General features: G+C 56.3%; 15 protein-coding genes. 8 read left to right on the forward strand and 7 right to left on the reverse strand.

The window, feature by feature from the left end; translation table 11 throughout:
• Nucleotides 1-345: 345 nt before the first annotated feature.
• Nucleotides 346-543 (forward strand): hypothetical protein, encoded by a 198-nt coding sequence (locus tag ACRYA2_RS25310; protein WP_433634347.1) that lies wholly within the window; start codon nt 346-348, stop codon nt 541-543.
• A 333-nt stretch (nt 544-876) separates the two neighbouring features.
• Nucleotides 877-2,223, forward strand: a complete 1,347-nt coding sequence (locus ACRYA2_RS25315) for an LVIVD repeat-containing protein (protein ID WP_433634349.1) — start codon at nt 877-879, stop codon at nt 2,221-2,223.
• A gap of 812 nt (nt 2,224-3,035) precedes the next feature.
• Here ACRYA2_RS25315 and ACRYA2_RS25320 read toward each other — a convergent pair.
• From ACRYA2_RS25320 to ACRYA2_RS25330, 3 genes are all read right to left on the reverse strand, one after another.
• Nucleotides 3,036-3,992 carry an inositol monophosphatase family protein gene (locus ACRYA2_RS25320; protein ID WP_433634351.1) on the reverse strand — a complete coding sequence of 319 codons (957 nt, stop codon included), beginning with the start codon at nt 3,990-3,992 and terminating at the stop codon, nt 3,036-3,038.
• A 224-nt stretch (nt 3,993-4,216) separates the two neighbouring features.
• Nucleotides 4,217-4,759, reverse strand: coding sequence for a YqaA family protein (locus ACRYA2_RS25325; RefSeq protein ID WP_433634418.1), 543 nt, complete (start codon nt 4,757-4,759; stop codon nt 4,217-4,219).
• 275 nt (nt 4,760-5,034) lie between these two features.
• Nucleotides 5,035-6,102, reverse strand: coding sequence for a family 43 glycosylhydrolase (locus ACRYA2_RS25330; RefSeq protein WP_433634353.1), 1,068 nt, complete (start codon nt 6,100-6,102; stop codon nt 5,035-5,037).
• A 725-nt stretch (nt 6,103-6,827) separates the two neighbouring features.
• On the opposite strand from ACRYA2_RS25330, the gene ACRYA2_RS25335 reads away from it, so the two are divergent.
• Complete coding sequence (locus ACRYA2_RS25335; RefSeq protein ID WP_433634355.1) at nt 6,828-7,550, forward strand: ZIP family metal transporter; 723 nt, start codon at nt 6,828-6,830, stop codon at nt 7,548-7,550.
• A gap of 305 nt (nt 7,551-7,855) precedes the next feature.
• On the forward strand, nt 7,856-8,044 hold the full coding sequence (locus ACRYA2_RS25340; protein WP_433634357.1) for a hypothetical protein: 189 nt from the start codon (nt 7,856-7,858) through the stop codon (nt 8,042-8,044).
• Nucleotides 8,045-8,118: 74 nt separating this feature from the next.
• On the opposite strand, the gene ACRYA2_RS25345 is transcribed toward ACRYA2_RS25340, so the two are convergent.
• Both ACRYA2_RS25345 and ACRYA2_RS25350 read right to left on the reverse strand, forming a co-directional pair.
• Nucleotides 8,119-10,296, reverse strand: coding sequence for an amino acid permease (locus tag ACRYA2_RS25345; protein WP_433634359.1), 2,178 nt, complete (start codon nt 10,294-10,296; stop codon nt 8,119-8,121).
• Complete coding sequence (locus ACRYA2_RS25350; RefSeq protein WP_433634362.1) at nt 10,293-10,778, reverse strand: NAD-binding protein; 486 nt, start codon at nt 10,776-10,778, stop codon at nt 10,293-10,295. Before ACRYA2_RS25350 ends, ACRYA2_RS25345 begins: the two co-directional genes overlap by 4 nt.
• Nucleotides 10,779-11,042: 264 nt before the next feature.
• Here ACRYA2_RS25350 and ACRYA2_RS25355 point away from each other — a divergent pair, with 264 nt between their 5' ends.
• Entirely contained in the window at nt 11,043-11,540 is a 498-nt protein-coding gene (locus ACRYA2_RS25355) for an Lrp/AsnC family transcriptional regulator (RefSeq protein WP_433634364.1), read from the forward strand.
• A gap of 463 nt (nt 11,541-12,003) precedes the next feature.
• Nucleotides 12,004-12,399 (forward strand): hypothetical protein, encoded by a 396-nt coding sequence (locus ACRYA2_RS25360; RefSeq protein WP_433634366.1) that lies wholly within the window; start codon nt 12,004-12,006, stop codon nt 12,397-12,399.
• Nucleotides 12,400-12,474: 75 nt separating this feature from the next.
• On the opposite strand, the gene ACRYA2_RS25365 is transcribed toward ACRYA2_RS25360, so the two are convergent.
• Both ACRYA2_RS25365 and ACRYA2_RS25370 read right to left on the reverse strand, forming a co-directional pair.
• Entirely contained in the window at nt 12,475-12,675 is a 201-nt protein-coding gene (locus tag ACRYA2_RS25365) for a hypothetical protein (RefSeq protein ID WP_433634368.1), read from the reverse strand.
• 2 nt (nt 12,676-12,677) lie between these two features.
• The gene (locus tag ACRYA2_RS25370; protein ID WP_433634370.1) at nt 12,678-14,267 is read right to left on the reverse strand and encodes a TrkH family potassium uptake protein; all 1,590 of its coding nucleotides are present in this window, start codon (nt 14,265-14,267) and stop codon (nt 12,678-12,680) included.
• Between the two features lie 262 nt (nt 14,268-14,529).
• Here ACRYA2_RS25370 and ACRYA2_RS25375 point away from each other — a divergent pair, with 262 nt between their 5' ends.
• Entirely contained in the window at nt 14,530-14,973 is a 444-nt protein-coding gene (locus tag ACRYA2_RS25375) for a universal stress protein (RefSeq protein WP_433634372.1), read from the forward strand.
• On the forward strand, nt 14,970-17,249 hold the full coding sequence (locus ACRYA2_RS25380; RefSeq protein WP_433634374.1) for an amino acid permease: 2,280 nt from the start codon (nt 14,970-14,972) through the stop codon (nt 17,247-17,249). Before ACRYA2_RS25375 ends, ACRYA2_RS25380 begins: the two co-directional genes overlap by 4 nt.
• Nucleotides 17,250-17,259: the final 10 nt, after the last annotated feature.

The raw sequence follows: 17,259 nt of genomic DNA on the forward strand, positions 1-17,259 counted from the left end.
AGTGAGGCGGGCGATTTCAGCCATTGACCAGCCGAAATTCGCTCCGCCTCATCCTTCAGCCTTAACTAAACGCGACCCATGCAGTGGCAGTGTTCAGATAAGGATAAAGCGGTTGAGAGTCACGGTGCTCTATGCCTGAATTCGACCGCCTCACTGGAGACCTTCCCCGCTAACGATAAGGAGAATAGCGAGAACGACAACGAGACGCACGTTACAGGTCCACGCGTCGGCCAGGACACGTACAGCAACGTCGATCACCGCTACTGGCGGGTAAACACTGCGGGGCTGAGACGACCGACAAACGTGCACTCGACACCTGCTGCTCACCTTCCTTCTTCCCGTTTTATGACTCGCCAGCAGACGCGTCCCGAAGTCGCCGAACAGCGTACGCTCACCGACAGCATCGACGAGCCGACCGACGACTGTGACGCCTCCGATAGCGCGCCGACAACGCAGGCGGCGCTGCTCGGCCGAGCACGAACACATGCGGCCGATGTCGCTGCCGAACACTTCCCCACGTGCCCCGTCGAGTCGATCGACTGAGAGGTCTCTGAGCGGGCCCAATGACAGACTGGCGCTGACCGGTCAGTAGGCCCTGTCAGATGCGTCGATCGTTTCGACCACTCCGCTTTTTCTGAGTCAAGAGGCGTATAACGAAGAACGGCCGCTCCCTCTACGTCCTCTGATGGACGACGATGGAACCTCGACTGAGAAAATTGATGATCTGGCTCACACGAGACAGAGTCGAACAGATTTCCTGCGACGCCTCCTCTGTTTGAACGCGCGGAGACGGCGGGAAAGAGACCATTTCGGTAACATCTATCTGTCTTGTCTCTTGAAAATCACCGTCAAGAACTTACCAACACATAATCACCGATGACTCGCGAGAAACAGAAACGCCGTCGCATACTGAAAGTCTCCGGGGCACTTCTCGCCGGGTCGACCCTGGCTGGCTGTTCTAATTCACAGCCTAAAGACGGCGAAGACAGCACAACGACGACTACTACCGAGAGACAATCGATCAATCCGAGTCGCGTATCGCTGAAGAAACTCGACCAACTGTACCCCTCGGCCCAGCCCCCGTCGAGTTCGCCGAAGCCCAGTGGTGGGTATTCGGAGACGGACGTACGTGACGATGGCCATTACGCTGTTCTCGGAACCAAGTGGGGCGTCGACGGCAGTTATCTCTTTGACATCGCCGATCCGTCTTCGCTGAAACAGGTCCACTACCTGCCCAACAAGAACGACGCACCGACCATCGACGTCAAGTTCGACCACCGGAACGGCCTGTACTATCGGGCGATAGAGCGAACGTGGCCCGGCAACTTCGAAGTCGTCGACTACGGATACTCAACCGGAAAGCCGACGGAACCGACGGTCATCGGCACCGTCTCGGACGGCAAGTCGCACAACGTGGAACCGCACCCGACGAAGCCGGTTCTCTACACGATGAACTACAAACTGAGGACGAATGGGTTCGACGTGTACGATGTCGCCGATCCATCGTCCCCACAGAAACTCGGCGAGTACGGTCCCCAGGGAGCGGGTCACGATATCAACGTTGACTCGGAGCGCGAGGTGCTCTGCTGTGCGTACCAGTCTGGGAAATTCATCGGACTCGTTCTCTACGATGTGAGCGACCCGCGAAACCCGACAAAGATCGGCCGCTTCGACTACCGGAAGCGAAAACCGTACGATCAGGCGAAGGTGGGCGAGGAAGCCTTCGGGAGTGCGCACCACGGGCATTTCGATCCACGACGCGACTTGCTCGTTATTGGAGACGAGCGGGGATCTGGAGTTCCTGGCGGCAAGCACATTTTCGACGTCGGATGGAAGAACGGATCGCTGGCCAATCCAATTCCCATCGGCTTCACTGTCTCGCCGAACGCTCGTCGGATGGGCGACGAGTTCGCTGAACGCTTCGACTGGACCGGCCACCACTTCAATATCGTTCCGTGGGGAGACGCGACGTTCGTCGTCGCCGCCGACTGGCACGACGGGGTGGTGGTGTACGACATCACCGACCCGACGAACCCGCATCCGGTCGATCGGTATCCAACCGACGACGGGACGCAGGCGAACGCGCCGAACGACAAGGTTTCGCTGCTCGGCGAACCGCCGATGGCGTGGCAGGCGGTGTACGACGACTCGCGTGACCGCAAACTGATCGTCGGAAGTGATACATTTACTGGGCTCTACACGTTCGAGCTAACGACCGGATAACGAAAGTTCGTGGACGAAGACGCTTTCAGCTGGATTAATCGCCGCCAGATACGCATTTTTGACTGCCTCGAGCGTTTCAACCCCAGCCAGATCAACGATGACCGCCCCACCATCTTTCCGGTCGTCTGTGATCGTTCACCTGCTGGATTGACCGCCTCGATATCGCCCAGCACTGCGAGCGGTTCACCTCGTCCAACTGGTGGCTGATTTGCGTGGATTGTGGCCAGCGTATCGGGCGGTATCGTCGCTCGAAGACAGTCTGCACTTCCGAGGACTACCAGTGTAGCGACTGTAGTGGAAATCTCCGCGTCGAAGAGGCCCCGGCCAATGATTGTCAGTTGCTACTCGCACTACAGCACGGTAGGTGTGATGACAGTCGCCCGAGGACTCTCGATCATAGCTGGTGCGAGAGCCTGTTATGGTGTCTAGGTAGAAGCCTTGGAAGAGATTTGAACTCTCGACTGACTCCTTACAAGGACGTCACTGAACAGCGCACGCTTACCGAAAGTATCGACGAGACGACCGCCGCTTGCAACGCCTTCCAATAGCGTACCGGAGACGCAGGCGGCCCTGCTTGACCGAGCACGAACGCATGCCGTTGACGTCGCTGCTGAATTCTTTCCCACGTTCCCCGTTGACTCGATCGACTGGGAGGGTTCCAAGCGGCCCCAGCGACAGGCTGGCGTCACCAAATACGATCCAGATTCTGAGTTGGTCACGATCCGTCTCACCTAGGGCGCCTATCAAGAATTCGGTTGGGAGCAGTTCAGCAAGACAGTACGTGAAGAGCTCTATGAGCCCTCCTAATCACACTATTCTGCGGCTGCTTCGATTTGCTGTGTTGCTTCGATAACTTCCTCGTGTGCTCCGCTATTTGACGCGACGAGGCCGTGGCTGTCATGACACCAATCATTACCTTGTAAGTCAGTGACTGTCCCACCAGCCCACTCGACCAGCGCAGCACCTGCAATCGTATCCCACGGATTTAGATCGTCGAGGTTGGTGATGGCAGCTTCGGTCTCGCCTGCGGCAACCGCCGCAAGAGCGAGTTGGGTTGAGCCGTAGCGTCGAAGATCGTTGAACCGTCTGACGACTTCGCTCGTCGCGGTTGCGAACTGGTCTCGACTGTCCATTCCCCACCAGTAGGTTGGTGCAACCATGAACCCGGTTGGATCTGTCCGGTCACTGACCGATACGGGGTCGCTGTTTCGTTGTACTCCGGCAGGACTGCCCGTATAGATATCATCACGTTCCGGAACGGCAGTTGCAGCTGCAACAGCTTCTGCATCCTCTATAGCTGCGACACTGGTACACCACAACGAATTGCCGCGAGTGTAGTTATACGACCCGTCAATAGGATCGACAGTAAATGCAAGTCCGGAACTAGGTACTTTTTTGGTAGCCTCACCCACTTTTTCCTCCCCGACAATGGGCGCATCTGGATAGGCTCGTTTGAGGGTATCAATTGCTGTAGCCTGAGCAGCACGATCAGCGTCTGTTACCACAGCGGCTTCTGAACCCTCTTTATATTCGACTTCAACCCCTGTCCGAAAGAGATTCTCTGCTGTAGCCCCTCCTGTGACGGCTGCTTGTTCGACAACGGGAGTGTAGGGGGAAGGTTCTACGGTCTTCGAGGAAGATGCTTCTGACGTTTCTTCCATTGATTTCGATTCTGCGTTTTGTGCCGACACTGAATTAGCGATGCCGATGCTGGTAACGCCACCTGCGACTCCTTTCAAATATGTTCTTCGGTTAAATGGATCCACCATACAGTGGTTTGCTAGATAATTACAAACAATAAAAGTTAGTGAACTTCAAACAGAGTACTCAGATGAATGTCTCGTTCAGATATCGTCGGTTTGAGCCACTGATTAGCAGACGAGCCAATATATTCTCGATTTCACTCCGTGAAATCTAACAGGGCTGCAGCAGATCGGTGATTTGTGCGTTTTAGCTCCATATGTGACTGGGAGGCATATCGCATCGAGATCGGTTAAAGAATCGTAGCTGTTCCTTCAAAGATAAAAATCGTTACAACAAGACGTCCGAGACTTCCAATGAACGTTGCGGCTGCGAATTTCAAATAATCTTTTTCGAGTATGGCAAATGCATAGATCGAGAGTGTATCTGGAAAGAAGGGAACACACAGTGCAATCGCTAATCCACTATATCCATATCGGCGGGCGAGTTTCACTGTTCGTTTCTCCGACCATTCAATGATATCAAATCGAGACTGACGAAGCCACCGAATGACTGGACCAGATTGTTTTGCCTCTTGCCCGAGATAGAACGCAAGGACACTCCCGACGGCCTTTCCCGTTGCGCTTACTCCCATTATAATTCCGAAATGTACCCAGAGCGGGATTCCGAGTTCAAGCGGTGCAGCAAGTACAACCTCACTTGGACCGGGTAGTATGAATGCTATCAAGAACGAGTAGACGAAAATAATCGCGAGTCCGGGCCATCCGGTTGCAGTATCAACTGCAGCATAGACATTATCAACAATATCTGGAATTAGACCAGAAGCAAAAACGATACTCTCAGAAGCTGCTACAATCACACTTGAGACTCACAAGCGAAAACATAGTAAATATTCGGTTCCCATATTATCCACCGCAAAAGTAACTAGTATTATGTATAATTCGTCACCTTCTTTACCCCCAAAGCGCAAGGTTTGTCGGTTAACTCACGTTCTGCCGTCATGTAGTGGCCGGGCGCCACGCCAGTCACGCTCACGGCCCTTACCTCCGGCTTTGAAACCCATTGACCGAACGTCCCCTCTAGTAGGAGAGTTTTACCCTATTGTAGTGGTCATCGGTTAGTCGGTGGCGTTGCATGTTTCACACTCGGTTTTTTGTTCGGAACGACTGGCCATCTGTCGTTCCAGACGAGTCGATCAAGCATCAGCACGCGTCGAGGCATTGGGCCGACCCAGGGGTTCGACCGCACATAGGCGTGATAGAGAATCCAATAATCGCCATTCGGTCCCCGTAGAACTGCACAGTGGCCTGGCCCAGCGAACTGATTGCTTCCGTGAAGAATCGTCGTTCCAGTTGCTGATAGAAGATTCTCGCCGTTCTTGTTCTGATACGGACCGCGTAGTTTCCGGGAGCGACCGACGACGACGTGATAGGTGCTTTTCGCTCCCTCACAGCAACTTCCGCGAGAGCCGAAAAAGTAGATATAGTCGCCACGTTTAATGAGATACGCAGCCTCAACACCTTCGCCAACGATCTGGAATTTCTCGCCGGTCGTGCGTAGTCCGTCCGAAGAGAGACGAATTCCATAAATTCCGGCATGGCTTCCCCAGAAAAGGTAGGGTGTTCCATGATGAACGAGAAGGCACGGATCGATTGAGTGAGAGACACCGATTTCGTTGCTTCTGAATAACGGACCATGGTCGTCGAATGGGCCGGTTGGCGTGGCAGCGGTCGCGACGCCGATGCCTGGATTACCTGCCTGGAAGGATGCATACGAATAGTATAGTACGTATCGTCCCTGTACTCGTGCTATATCGGGGGCCCATAATCCCCCTTGGTCACGCCATTTCGGTTTTTGCTGGAATGCTTCACCGACGAATTGCCAGTCGACGAGGTTTTGCGATCGTAGAATGGGGATGAGTGGTCGTTGGCCGGGACGTCCCCAATCCTGGTACGTTCCATAGGCGAAATATGATCCATCAGTGCTGGTGACAGTAGGATCTGCAAACACGTGGTTATACACGGGATTTCGGTAGGTGTCAGACTGACCACTCCTCGTATCTTTCTGAGTGGTTTTCGTATCTCCTAATTCGCCTATGCAGCCCGTGAGAGCTGTCATTGCGACCGTACCCCCGGAGCGAAGAACCGACCGCCGTACGAAGCCGTCGGTGCTAGTCATCACTACTCATGTCCTTTTCCAAGACGGATGTGTCCTTTGCCCGTATCTCAGTACAATTCATTCTGACTATCTGTCATGAAAATCGAGATGGAACAGAGGAGGCAGTCTGACTAAAACGAACTAGTAAGTGCGACGCTATTGGCTGAATCTCATCAACACACATTCTGAAACCCTCTCAAACACCTCCGAATTACGCCGGAATAGTGCTAGAAACCTTGTAGTTATCTGGGTCCACGTACTAAAATTCTCTCGCTCTTTACATTCTCCTGATCACAGCCGTACGTCGTCATTCCCATGACGTCCTCGACGGCTTAGACACGTAGTAGAAGTCTTCCAACAGCCAGACGTATGGCTTCATGTGCTAAGCGTTCGTGCCATGCCTTGGGCGACGTCCGTCAGATAGGCCGTTCTCAGTAGAGCAACGACCAGGGCGCTAACAGTGTTAAACATTAAGTCGAGAACGATATCCCGTACTCCATACTGGGCGAGGACGGCTTCTCCATCAATGAGGCTCGCCACACCGCCGCTGGCGACCGAGAACGGAGCGGTTCTCAGGGTTGACTTCGGCGTGAACAACCTCGCCGTCACTAATACGGACATGTTCTGGACGAGCGACGACTTCGACCACTGGCGCAGAAAAGACGATGAACTCGAACAGGGGTATGGCTTGTCCTCGGGAAGACTGGTGATAGCCCTCAACTGCGTGGAAGACAAAAAGCCAACGAATGTCCGAGACACTCGTGCAAGCACTCTTGTACTCGATGCTGGCCGTCGTGGCGGCACTTGCTGGTGGGTTGATCGCCATCTACCGCCCGCCGGGGCCGCAGATGGAGAGTAATGTCCAGCACTTCGCGGCGGGCGTTGTATTTGCCGCCGTCGCCGCCGAACTACTCCCAGATATCCACAGCCGTGCTCCGAGCGTGGTAGTAGTCGGGTTCACAATCGGCGTTGCCACCATGCTCGGGATTCATCAGCTCAGCAAGTACATCGAAAAGCGGGGTATTGGCGGGAAGGTCGCGGGAGCGTCAAGCCTTCTCATCACCGTGAGTATCGACATGCTCATCGACGGCGTCCTGATCGGTGTGACGTTTCTCACGGAAGCGGCCACAGGAATTCTTATCGCGGTGGCACTCGCCATCGAAATCCTATTTCTCGGCGTTGCCGGCGTCATCGCGTTACCGTCGGGGATGGCAGCACTTAAGAAACTCGCGGTACCTGTCGGATTTAGCGGCCTTCTCCTCACCGGAGTAATTACTGGAGTACTGGTATTCGACGGCGTGACCGGGGTAGCAATCGCAGTCGTGCTCTCCTTCGGTTCCGCCGCTCTCCTATATCTCGTGACCGAGGAGTTGCTCGTGAAAGCACAGACAGTTCCGGAGACGCCGACGTCAACGACGCTGTTTTTCGCCGGCTTTCTCCTCATCTTCCTCCTCGATATGGTCCACTGAGATCGTAGCTCGCAATCTAGATCGCCAATGGAACTCATCGCCGGATTGCAGCCATCCGAATGGGAGAGACTCACTTTTCAGATTACGGTGGAACCTACCTATTGTATAATCCTAATCGAATTTTGCGATTCTGGAAGATTTCCATATGAAAACTTGAATAGATAGCGTTTTTAGAAATTTTATACTATACAGAAGATTATCGAAGGGCAACCACCGAACGTCGCCCTCAGAGGAGTGGTTCGGGGCCATACCACATAACCCAAGAAACATTCGTACTCGGGGGCGGACCAATCGGTCTCACGCTCGTGAGCCGACTAGCGGCACAGAACCAGTCTGTCGCCATCGTCGACGAAGAGTCAATGGCAAGCCGCGCACGTGAGGCTGGCCTGATCGCCTACGAATCGACACTCGAGACTGCAACATCATCCGTCGACCGTCCAGCGTCGACCATCGTCACGACGGCCAGTAGTGCGTTCTTCTGGGGACTCTGGTGATGAAACACAGCCATCAATATCAGCGCTTATGCTGCAACGAGGGGAGCAACCCCTGCGTTGGAACCAGCGTCTAGTTAGAACGTAATTCGTTCAAGTAGCCGACGCACGAGACTTGGTCTGCGCGATTCGTGGGGATAGACAGTGACCGTCGTACAGCCCGGACTCGGGAACACCGGCCGGTCGTTGAACAGCGCATCTCGAAGCCTGTCATCGGCCCCGCGACGGACCAACAAGTCAGGTCGAGATGGTTGCCCACCGTCAGTCCAGAGGGGCTCACCGTAGACCGGCATGGAGAGCATCGCAGCCAACTCCGACCGGTACTCGTCGATCGTGCGCCTGTGCTGATCGGTACTCCCATGGTTTGTGGGATACCAGAGGAAAATACCTCCCTCATTTGCTGCGGCGACAGTCTCTGCGACGTTCACTGCCAAAGGCGGGTACGGTCCGTTCTCCCCGGAGAGGACGATCCGTTCCGGACGATCATAGCCGAGGTTGTCCACGAGGAGCACGTCACACGGTGCGTGCCGCACGACCCAGTCAATCGGGTCGCCGAACAGCCGCGACCGCAGCCGCAGTGGTTCGTGTTCGGCCACGATCGTGTCCACACCGCGTTCCTCTGCGAAATTAACGATTGCGTGTTTCGTATCGTGGCTGACGATTTCGTCGGCTTCGATACTAACGTCGAACTCCGTCGAGAGTGATTCCATCCGTGTTTCGAACGAGATATCCGACGCCGACTGGACCGTTGCCTGCTCGGTGAGCGGCGCCTGATCGGGTATCTCTTCGAACCGGCCGACGACTACACGCCCGTCGTCTTGGCGAACGAGATCGGCAGCCAACGCGACGAGTGCGCGTTCGCGGTCGTCGTCCCCGTCTTTCGTGAGTGCGACGAGAACCTCGTGGGTGTGCTCTGCCATGGTGGATTCGACATCCGTAAGAGCGTCCCTTCCGACCTGCCGCCGGAGTGCGTCGGTGGCTGCACCCTCACGGCTGACCCGCGGTCGAACGTAGAGGAGATACCAGCCGATGCTACCGAGTACGATGACGAGAGCTCCCACAAGGGCGACAGCTCCCATCTGCGTGAGGAGCAACACTCCGGTGATGGTACCGAAGATCTGCATCCAGGGATACAGTGGCGATGTGAACTCGGGGTCATACTCCACATTCCCCGTTCGGAAGGCGACGACGGTGAGGTTGATCAGCGCGAAGACCATGATCTGAAAGGCGCTGGCGAGCTTTGCAATCTCGAGAATCGGGACGAACGCGATGAGTATCAGTAACACTGCACCCGTCAAGGTAATCGAGATCACCGGGGTCCCGAACCGGTCGCTGACCGTCGAGAGCGACGGCGGAGCCAACCTGTCTCGGCTCATTGCGAACGGGTAGCGCGACGAGGAGAGGACTCCAGCGTTGGCGGTCGAAATAAGCGCGAGAATAGCTGCGATGATGACAGCGACGACGCCGGCCTGTCCGAGCGTCACTTCGGCGGCGACGGCGACCGGTGTCAGAGACCCGGCGACGCTTCCAGGATCCGTTATTCCGACCAGGATTGCGACGATTGCTACGTAGAGGACCGTCGTGAACGCGAGTGATCCAAGAATGCCGAGCGGAATATTTCGACCTGGGTTCTCGACCTCCTCGGCGATACTCGCGACCTTCGTGACGCCAGCGTACGAGACGAACACCAGCCCGGTGGCGGCCAGCAGACCGCCGATGCCTGCATCGAAGAAGTTGATGTAGTTAGCTGACTGAACACCAGGTGCGCTTCCGGCGGCGAACCAGCCAAGTGCCGCCAGCATGACGACGACGATACCCAGTTGGAGTCGCCCCGTCTGTTTCGCCCCGATGAGGTTCACCAGAATTAAAACTGTTGCCAGTCCTAGGGCAACCGGCTTCAGCGGGAGGTCAAACAGGAGTAATAGATAAGGAACACCGCCAACGAGCGCAAGTGCACCCTTGAACGAGAGGGAGAACCACGTTCCGACGCCGGCAATAGTCCCAAGTAAGGGCCCCATTCCTCGCTCGATGTAGATGTACGTTCCCCCAGCTTCCGGCATCGCAGTGGCCATCTCTGACTTCGAGAGCGCAGCGGGGACAACGAGTAGGCCAGCGATTAAATACGCGAGAATTACGGCAGGTCCAGCGATTTCGAGGGCGAGTGCGGGGAGAATGAAGATTCCACTGCCGATCATCGCACCGATGCTTATCGCGAGGACAGACGGCAGGCCGAGGTCTCGTTCGAGTTCCTTCATGCAGTATACCCAAGCTTGAGTTCCATATTTTCCAGGCTGTCGAGGACTGTGTCGGATAGTACAGTCGTCGCACAGATCGGCTCGTGACCGACCTCGGCAACAAGATCGTATCTGTCGGGAGTGTTCACCAGTACGAGGATTTCGGAGACATCAAAGTGGACGCGTACGAGTTGCGCGATGAGTAGATTCCGGCTGTCCCGCGATGTCGCCACGATGACCGTCGACGTCTCGGAAACGCCGGCCTCCTCCAGCACCTGGATGTTTTCTGGATTCCCATGCAGTCCTGGTAACTCTGTTGAATCGTGTGTTTCGTCGACAATGCTGACGGGGTGACCTTCGGCGTGGAGGCGCCGTGCTATCGATGTGCCCAGGTGTGCGCCACCGAGAACAAAATACTCAGCCTCGATTCCCCCGTTGGACAGTTTCTCATCCGCTAGTCGGGTCTGTTTTATACTCATGATTCTGTCGGTGATTGCTGGCATGTTTCTGTGATACCGAACTGTGGTCGACACTGCTACTAACACACGGAACACTATAAATGAGTCGACTTAATTGACGGAGCGTCAAAATATTGCCCGTATTTCGTCGAACCGTCTTTAGATTCGACGAATCAATTGACGTTTACATTGGACTACGAATTCGCAGTTGTTGAACGACGATACTGTCTGGTTCAGCTAAGTCCCGAGTTACCAGTCATCGAAACAAGCAAACAAGAATAATACTCCGGACAACGAATCACCCAATACATGAAAGACGGCGAACTTGATTCGGTCGATAGATCCATCCTCTATTACCTCCAGCAAGACGCTCGACGGACATCCTCGAACGACATCGCAGAGAAACTCGATCTATCTTCAAGCACTGTTCGAACGCGGATCCAAAAGCTCGAAGAAAGCGGTATCATTCGCGGCTATCACCTCGATATCGACTACGATCTGGCTGGCTATCCCCTGTACACCAAAATCATCTGTACGGCACCGGTCACCAATCGAGACACGCTTGCGAACAAAGCCCGAGAGGTGCACGGTGTCACAGCTGTCCGCGAAATCATGACCGGTAAATGTAACGTGTATGTGAACGCCATTGGACAGAGTCACGATGATCTCAACCGAATCGCTGGCGAACTCGACGAACTCGGTCTCGATATCGTCGACGAACGGATCATCCGAGATGAATACGTCTGTCCGTACCACGGGTTTCTCGAAAAAGAGGACGAGTCACAGCCTACAGACCTCGAAGACTAATTGGCAGATAGCCGGCCGAACCTGGCTCGATGTTACCGTATCTGAGATCGAACAGTAGGGCGAGTCAGGAACCATACGAATGAAAGTGTTGCCATTGCAACAGCCATAATCATCATATTCTGCCAGCCGTTGAGCAGTATCCCCGCAAGCCAGAGCACGACGAACGCACCGGTTCGAAGTGCTCGTCGGTGGTCATGTCGCGCAACTCCCCAATATCCAGCTACGAGTAGCGTGAGGAGTCCAGCAACCCCGAACCCAGTATCGATAACTGCCGGCGTTACCATATCTAACTCGTTGTCCGTTAATCACTTAGACTTATTTTATATATTACACCATATTTCTGCAATCAGTTTTCCCCAAAGCAGTGTGAGAGATGTCGGATTCACTCCCGCCGTTTACGGCGGGATTCTCTCCTCGTAGAGAGATAGAAACCTATACCTCTGCCCCACACAAGGTTCCGTATATGACGAGCTCAAGGACATCCGCATTCATGCTGGGCATCATACTCGGAGTCGCACTCGTCGTTTTGGGCGTCGGTGCCTACGTGCTTTCCGACTTTGCGAGTATCACGGCGCTCATTCCAGCCGTCTTCGGCGTTCTCATCGCCATCTTGGGAGTGGTGGGATACCAACAGACGGATCGGCAACAACTGGCTGCCTACGGAATCGGCCTGCTGGCAGTGCTCGGAGCGCTGGGATCAGCGCGTGGAGTCCCAGACATAATCGCGTTGCTAACTGGTGAAGCAGTCGAATCAACTATCGCGGCCGTCTCACAGGGCACGATGATCGTTATCTGTCTCATCCTTCTCGCCGCCGTGATACAGTTCATCCGCCATACGCGCACTACGACGAATCCGTGAGCGATCTGCAGCCAGAAATCCACGATTCTGAACGCGCTCGGCTAAGAGCCCAGAACTATTCACGTACACCGACCGTCAACGAATACCATTATAGAGCACGTATCCGATGAACGAGAGGATGTACAGTCCTGTGACGGTCTTCGTGAGGAGATTTCGCCCGAGGATGACGAATGCAAGGATGACGACCGGGCCGAGGAGCAGGATAGTATCGAGTACGCGGTCGCGCGCACCGAATCGAAACACCGCACCGACGAAGGGGAGCTTTTCCGGATTCATCGTTATCGGTAAAGGTCGAAGGTGTCGAACAGGCCCCGCAACAGGACCAGCACCGGGATTATTTCGAGCCGCCCTATCCACATATTGAACAGGAACATCACCTTCGGTGCGACGGGCATGTCAGGGCCGGTGATGCCCGACGAGAGGCCGACGTTGCCCTGGGCGGAGGCAACCTCGAAGATAGCGTTTTCCAGCGTGAACGACGGGTCGATGGTCAACAGCAGGACCGCCAGCCCGATTCCGAGGAACAGCATCCAGAGGAACGCGATGATCGATGCTTCCTCGAACTCACGGCTGAGTTCGATCTCAGAGAGATGACGCCCGTTGAGGTTGAGGTAGCGAACCGCCGACTCGGGATAGAAGATGCCTCGAATGCGGAAGGCGGTCCCTCGAATCAGGGTGATGGCACGGATGAGTTTGATACCGCCCACCGTCGATCCGGCGGCTGCGCCGACGAACATCGCCAGCGACATCGTCAGCTGAGCTTGTGGTGACCAGTCGCCGACGCCGGTCGTCCCGAAACCGGTACAGGAGGCCGCCGAGACGAACTGGAACAACCCGTATCGAATCGTCTGGAACAGCGTCGCTGCGGTCCCCGTCAGCACGACACCGTTGGTCACGACGACCTGCGAAGTCTCGAAGGTGCCGTTCAGCAATAGGATCCCGATTAGCGCGACGGACCCGAGCGTGAAGTAGCCCCAGAGCCACCGCGTCTGAATGTCCGTGTACAGGTTCCGCAGGTCGCCCTGGAATATCAGGTAGTGGACCGGGAAGGCGATGCTCCCCAGGACCATGACGGGAATCATCGCGAAGTCGATGAGAGGGCTGTCGTACGCACCGATACTACCGTCGGTGACGCTGAACCCTCCGGTGGCGAGGCCCGTCATCCCGTGGTTGATAGCGTCCCAGGGCGGCATCCCGGCCAGCCACAGGAGGCTGATCGAGAGGAACGTGAAGAGGATGAAGATCCACCAGATTGTTCGGACGGTCGAGACGATGCTTGGATGAATCTTCTCGGAGCGGGCTTCGCTCTCGTACAGCGTCAGCGACCCCGACCCGGGTCGGGCGAGGATAGCCGTCGTGAGGACGATAACCCCGACACCACCGACCCACTCGATGAACGTCCGCCACCATTGGAGAGTGCGCGGAAGCACCGATTCGTCGTCGGTCATCGTCAGCCCCGTCCCCGTGATTCCAGACATCGACTCGAAGAAGCTGTTTAGCGGGTCCTGAAACGCGGCGAGGGTCGGAGTGACGACGTTCGCGGGGACGGCCAGCGGCCCGCCGTACGGGTCGAGTGCGACCGTCCAGGCGATTAGGTAGAACGGGAGGCTTCCGAACACCCCGACGAAGAACCAGCCGGACGCGGCGATCATCATGCCGTGGAGCTTCCCGATGTCCTCGGGGTCGGGGTATCGCGTCGTGAGGAGGTGACCGAGTCCGAGCGGCACCATCCCCGAGATGACCAGCGCGGGAATCGCGTAGTATTCACCCCAGACGATGGCGACGATAATGGAGAGAAATATCATTCCGGAGAGAGCTTCGAGAATCCGTCCGAGATCGCGAGCCAGCGGCTTCAGTCGTCGCCCCATAATGTGCGGCTACCGTCCTGGGGATATATAATCTACTGATTCGTTCTCCGGAATGCTGAATCCAATTCTTTAATGCTGGCCGGAGAGATGGCTGTGGCTTCGCCTCTACTAAGATATCCACAAGACGCCGCCCATTCCTCCACCTCACTCACCGGTTGCAGGCGAATGAACTAAGACATCGGGTTCCCACCAAGTCCGTATGTGCAATGCGCTATCAGCATGCAGTCGCATCCTCTCTATACGAATAAACAGATAGATCAGTATGTCTTCCACACTATTCCAACGAATCATCGTTCCGGTTGCGAATAAAGACGATGCGGAAGCAACCACAGCAGCACTCACACCGTATGTAGACGCGACTACCAGCACGGTCATCGCAGTCCACGTCATCGAGAAAGCAGGCGGGGCTCCGGATAAGGCATCAGTCGAACAACGCGAGCTCTTCGCTGATGAAGCGTTCGAAAGAGTCGCTGACGGGTTGGAGGACGTCGAGTTACAAACCGAGTATCTGTACGGCACGGACGTTGCAGCGGCGATCATCGATGCTGCACATGACCTGGATGCGAGTGCGATTGTCATTACTCCGCGTGGTAGTAGCCAGTGGCTCAAGCTTCTCACCGGTGACGTGACCGCAGGGCTCGTGAACAAGAGCGATATCCCGATTATCGTGCTTCCGGATCACTCGGACGAGGAGGACACACAATGAGCGAATCAGAACAGGAGCTGGCGCGGGACCTCGGCTTCCTCGAGGCCTATACGATCGGTCTCGGAACGATGATTGGGGCGGGAATCTTCGTCCTCCCGAGCATCGCCGCTAATCAAGCCGGTCCCGCGAGCATGATTTCATTCCTCGGGGGTGGAATGGTGTCGCTGCTGGCTGCCCTCTCGTTGTCGGAGTTAGCGACCGGGATGCCGAAGGCCGGCGGCAGTTACTATTACGTGAACCAGGCACTCGGGCCGTTTTTCGGGAGTATCGTCGGGTGGGGTATGTGGGCCGGCCTGACGTTCGCGAGCGCATTCTATATGATCGGGTTCGGGCAGTATCTTCTCCCGGGTCTCGGACAGTATCTGACATTCCTCTCCGGATGGGGTGACATTGGAATCACCGTCGCGGCGCTCGTGATGGCAGCTCTTCTGACGGCTGTGAACTACTACGGTGTCAAGGAGACCGGCGCACTTCAGAACGTCATCGTCCTCTCGCTCCTCGGCCTCATCGTCGGATTCCTCGGACTCGGCATCGTCGACGGGCCGACGATTCAGACGTTCAATCCCAACGGTTGGCCTGCAGTTGCGGCCACGATTGGTACCGTCTACGTGTCGTTCATCGGGTTCGAGGTGATTGCCACCAGTGCCGAGGAAATCAAAAATCCGAGTCGGAACCTCCCACTGGCGATGATTGCGGCTGTCGTGACGCCGACGTTGATGTACGTCGGTGTAATGTACGTCTCGACCGGGACGCTCTCGATTACTGCCCTCGCGAACTCCCGGATTCCGGTCGCCGACGTCGCTGCCGAGTTCATGGGGACGATTGGTTCGTTGCTCATGATTGTCGGAGCCGTCTTAGCCACGGTTTCGAGCGCGAATGCGAGTATTCTCTCGGCGGCGCGCGTCAATTTCGCGATGGGTCGTGATCGAATCCTCGTCAACTGGCTCAACGAGGTTCACGACCACTTCCGGACGCCGTATCGCGCGATTTCGGCGACGGGAATCATCACGCTCGTTCTGATTGGCGTCGGTGTCGGCGTCGGCACGCTTGCCGAGGTGGCGAGTTTCATGTACTTGATCACCTACGCGCTCGTGCACGTCGCCGTTATCGTACTGCGCCGTGCTGACCCGGAGGCGTACAAGCCGTCGTTCCGGATTCCAAGCATCCTTTATCCCGCTACCCCGGTTCTGGGCTTTCTGGCCTGTCTGGCAATCTTGCTCCAGATGAATCTCATCGTTCAGGCGATTGGCACCGTCATTATGGTGTTTGGAATCGTCTGGTACTTCGTCTACGCCCGTGACCGCGCCCTGAGTGAGAGTCTCGTCGGTGAAGCGATTGCGCCGGAACCCACGGCGCTCGCCAACGGTCGGGGCAAGTACCGCGTCGTGGTCCCGGTCGCGAACCCGGAGACGGAACGGGATCTCCTCCGGATGGCTGCTGCCAGCGCTCATGCGCACGAAAACGAGCAGGCCGAGGTTATCGCAGTGAACGTGATCGAGGTGCCACAACAGACGTCACTATCCCAGGACCTCACCTTCGAGGAGGAACGCGTCGAAGGTCAGCAACAACTTCTAGCATCGGCTCGCGACATCGCAGACGACCTGGATATCGGGTTGCGAACGCGGTCGATCGTCGGTCGGAACGCCGGGTCGGTCATCCTGGACGTAATCGAGGAGGAGAACGCCGACCACGTGCTCCTCGGCTGGCAAGGGACTCGCAGCCGCCGAGAGCACGTTCTCGGGTCGACCATCGACCCGGTCATCGGAAGGGCACCGTGTGACGCGACGCTCGTAAAACTCGGACCCGAAGGCGGACGAGGCGAAGGTGACATCATGACCCTCGCCGGAGAAGGACCTCACGCACCCGTCGCTGCTCGGCGTGCCGCGGAGTTCGTCGCTACGACGGACGGGGAGGCTACGCTCACACTCTTCCACGTGCAAGAACCAGACGCCGAGGATGACGACGGTCTCTCCCCGCAAGAGCGTGGTGAGGCAGTGATTGCGGACCTGGCCGAACGTGCCGGAATCGAGTACATGGACTACGACACTCGCGTCGAGGTCGCTGACGATGTCGAACAGGCGATTCTCGACGCCGCGTCGGAGTACGACACGATCTGCGTCGGGGCGACGCGGTCGGGAACGGTGTCACAGGCCGTCTTCGGCTCACTTCCGGAGACGGTCGGTGAGAAGACCGATCGGACCGTCGTGATGGCGCGTGGACCCGAGGAATCGCCGATGTCGGTTCGCGAAGCCATCGTCCGGCGGCTCGAAGTGTAGTCGTTTCTCT

Source organism: Halomicrococcus pelagicus (genome assembly GCF_050954125.1).